Origin of the sequence: Kordia sp., from assembly GCF_045105435.1 — a bacterium.
Lineage (GTDB): Bacteria > Bacteroidota > Bacteroidia > Flavobacteriales > Flavobacteriaceae > Kordia.
This window is the reverse complement of sequence record NZ_JBGCDL010000027.1, coordinates 1-3,462: the sequence shown is the minus strand read 5'-3', so window position 1 is coordinate 3,462 and position 3,462 is coordinate 1. Positions and strand designations below refer to the sequence as shown.

The 3,462-nt window shown below is 32.3% G+C and carries 3 protein-coding genes and 1 pseudogene; all 4 read left to right on the top strand.

Annotated elements, in window-relative coordinates; translation table 11 throughout:
* The first annotated feature begins 272 nt into the window (after positions 1-272).
* The gene (locus tag AB8B65_RS01095) at positions 273-626 is read left to right on the top strand and encodes a DUF6249 domain-containing protein (RefSeq protein WP_405298942.1); all 354 of its coding nucleotides are present in this window, start codon (positions 273-275) and stop codon (positions 624-626) included.
* A gap of 218 nt (positions 627-844) precedes the next feature.
* Complete coding sequence (gene msrA, locus AB8B65_RS01090) at positions 845-1,495, top strand: peptide-methionine (S)-S-oxide reductase MsrA (protein ID WP_405298941.1); 651 nt, start codon at positions 845-847, stop codon at positions 1,493-1,495.
* A 418-nt stretch (positions 1,496-1,913) separates the two neighbouring features.
* On the top strand, positions 1,914-2,840 hold the full coding sequence (locus tag AB8B65_RS01085; protein ID WP_405298940.1) for a hypothetical protein: 927 nt from the start codon (positions 1,914-1,916) through the stop codon (positions 2,838-2,840).
* A gap of 296 nt (positions 2,841-3,136) precedes the next feature.
* Positions 3,137-3,462, top strand: a pseudogene (locus tag AB8B65_RS01080) (hypothetical protein); the annotation flags it as partial.

Below are 3,462 nucleotides of genomic sequence, written 5' to 3'. Positions count from 1 at the left end.
TCAACTAAATTATTTAGATTTTTTTGTTTCACGAATTCTCGAATGGTTTTTTGGATTACTCTTTTGTTTGAATTTTCACGAATTTGTGATCGGTTTTCTGAGTTAGTCTTTAGAATTATTGAATATGCTTTGAAATAATTCAACATTCAACACTTAAAATTTAACATCTCAAAAGCTTTCAAATAAAAAAAAGTGAATTTTCTGTAACCAAAACAAAAAACCGTTCGTCATAATGGGCAAATACATAAAAACTAAACTTTAAAAAATAAATTATGATGGGATCAGAAGTAATTATAGTACCTGCAATGTTCGGCGTTATTTTCGGAATCTACTATTTGTATATTTCGTCAAGAGACAAGGAACGATTAGCATTGATTGAAAAAGGCACGGAAGCTACCATATTTTTCAACACCAAAAAATCATTAACACCAACGTGGAAAGTATTGGTTATCAATTTTGCCATTTTAATGATGGGCATTGGATTGGGAATTTTTGTTGGATATCTGTTACATACACAATTATTAGTACCAGAAGAAGTAGCCTATCCAGGAACCATTTTCTTAGTTGGCGGAACGGCTTTATTTACTGGCTTTTTTGTCACAAAAAAATTAGTATCTCAACAATAACAAACTGCATCAATCAAAAAACCAGTTAGTTAATTAAAATTGTGTGAACGATTGTTTTTCTTCGGAAAGGCAATCGTTTTCTTATTTCTACGAGATTTTAATCTAAAAATCAATTCGTATCTTTGCAATGTTAAAAAAAAGAAAAAAAATCAGTTAATTCATATTGAAACGTAAGTTTTAAAATTGTGTACGACTGAACAAAAAATAATTTAATTGCTATGAAATCTATTTATATATCCTTAATCGCTATTGCATTCTTTACGTTGAGTTGTAACTCCAATACACATTCGGTAAAGAAAAGTCAATTTACAGAAGAACAATTAAGCAAATACGAAACTGCCTATTTTGCAAGTGGTTGTTTTTGGTGTGTGGAAGCTATTTTTGAAAGTGTAAAAGGTGTCAAAGAAGTGGTTTCTGGGTATGCTGGCGGAAAAGCCGAAACTGCCAACTATCAATTGGTAAGTGCTGGGCGTACAGATCATGCGGAAGCTGTAAAAGTATATTACGATCCAAAAGTAGTTTCATACGAAACATTGGTAAAAGTATTTTTTGTTTCGCACGATCCTACAACGCTAAACAGACAAGGTCCAGATGCAGGAAGACAATACCGTTCGGCTATATTTTACAAAAATGATAGCGAAAAGAAAACGGTAGATACGTACATCGCTCAATTAAAAAAAGAGCAAGTATTCAGCGGAACAATTACTACTGAAATAGCAAAATATACTGCTTTTTACGATGCAGAAGACTATCACCAGGATTACGAACTTAGAAATCCGAACAATCCATACATAAAAGGTGTTTCGGTTCCGAGATTAAAGCGTTTTCAAAAGAAGTTTCCTCAATTATTGAAGAAAGATGCGCATTAAATGAATTCAGAATTATGAATGCTAAATGTTGAATTATGAATTATTTCAAAGTCTAATTTGCTGATTTGATTCACAAAATAAAATCTAACTTCATTTTTTTAAATATATAATAGGCTGTCTAAAAAGTTTCAAAAGTCGTCATTCTGGACTTGATCCAGAATCTCATTAAGTTAATTTTCAACTGTTATGAGAAACCGAATCAAGTTCGGTTTGACGAAATTATGACTTTTCAGACAGTCTATTTTTTGAAAAGTACATTCTAACAAGCTAATTCACCCAAAAATTTAACGCTCACAGCAAAAAAATAACGCTTATACATTTATTTTCATTTACTCAATTACTTTTCCTACATTTATAATGTAATTACATACAGAAAACGCGTTTTTTCAAATTAACGAATTAAACACTTTGAATACTCATGAAGAAAAAAATGATCTCATTTGCTTCTTTGGGACTTGTATGTGCTACATTTTTCCTAAGTTGTGAATCTAACAATCAAGCAGCAGAAGAACAATTGGATGTTGCTTTAGAAACGCCAGAAAAAATTATTTCCAATGCACAAGCTGCGACATTATTTAACAATGATCAGCAAACACGTTTGTCACAAATTGGAAAAGAAAACACACGTTTTAAAGACAAAGCCATTCATTTTGACTTGGCGACTTTGGAAACGTATATCAATCGTTTGGAAAACTTAGCGTCTAGAAACATTCCAATTACAGGCGCAAGTTTTGTATTTGGTGTGGACGCGAATGGAAAAAGAACAGCATTTTTAATGCCTTCCACACGAAATGCGGATTTGGATTACCAAGAATCGTTTACCATTGAAAATGGACAATTCTTAACTTTCAAACATGTTGATCCATCTTTAAAACTACAAAACAACTCTCAAAATGATGAAAACTTAGTCTTATCTGAAAACGGATATCTATCATTTAATGAAGCGGTTGTCATGTTTAACAACTATCAAACACAGTACATTCAGCCGTTTGCCAAGAAAGTAACCAAAGACTATTACACAAAAGCAGTTTGGTATTCGTTGGATGAATTTAAAGGCTATTTTAATTATCTAAAGAAAAAATCTGACAAATATAAATTAGCAATTACAGGAATTGATGTATTCTTTGGCGTGTATAACAACGATTCAAGTTTAGAATTAAAATCAAATGCGCAAACTGTGTTTTTAGCGGCAAGCACACAACAACAAACGATTGTGAATGTGAAAGGCAAGTCTTTACAGCGCTTATCTCAAGAAGATTTCTTTGCTAAGAATGATGAAGAAGAGGTTGATGGAAGTTTGGCTTTTAATTTAGGTCATCTTTCTCCACCGCCGCCAAGAGGCTAATATTGATAAAATATTTTTTTGTTTTTGAACCGATAACTTTTGTTGTCGGTTTTTTTATATACTTGACGGAAATGTGACAGTTACACATAAAAAAATGACATTCATACAACTTCACGAAAACGTTTGCGTGTTTTTCTTACATTTGAAACTGTAATTACATAGTAAGTCGCGACTTTTAATGAAACACAGTTATGAGAAGCCTGTTAAGGCGAACACATCACTGTATGTTGAATTAATTCCGTTGAAAAACGGAATCTTATTCATACCAATTCAATTAACATCGTAAAACTATAACCATGAAGAAAAAAATGATTGCATTTGTTTCTTTAGGACTTGTGTGTATTCCATTGTTCCTAAGTTGTGAAACAAATCAGCAAGCAGAAGAAGCGCAGCTAAATGCAGCGTTAGAAACGCCCGAGAAGATTATTTCGGCAGCAAAAGCAGCCACACTATTTAAAAATGATCATACAACTCGACTCACTAAAATTGGAAAAGCAACTACTGCTTTTAAAGACAAAGCCGTCCATTTTGAGTTAACTGTATTGACAAATTACATACAGCAGTTGGAAACCATTGCGGTTTCAAAAAATATTCCAATTACAGGAATTAGCTTTGTTTTTGG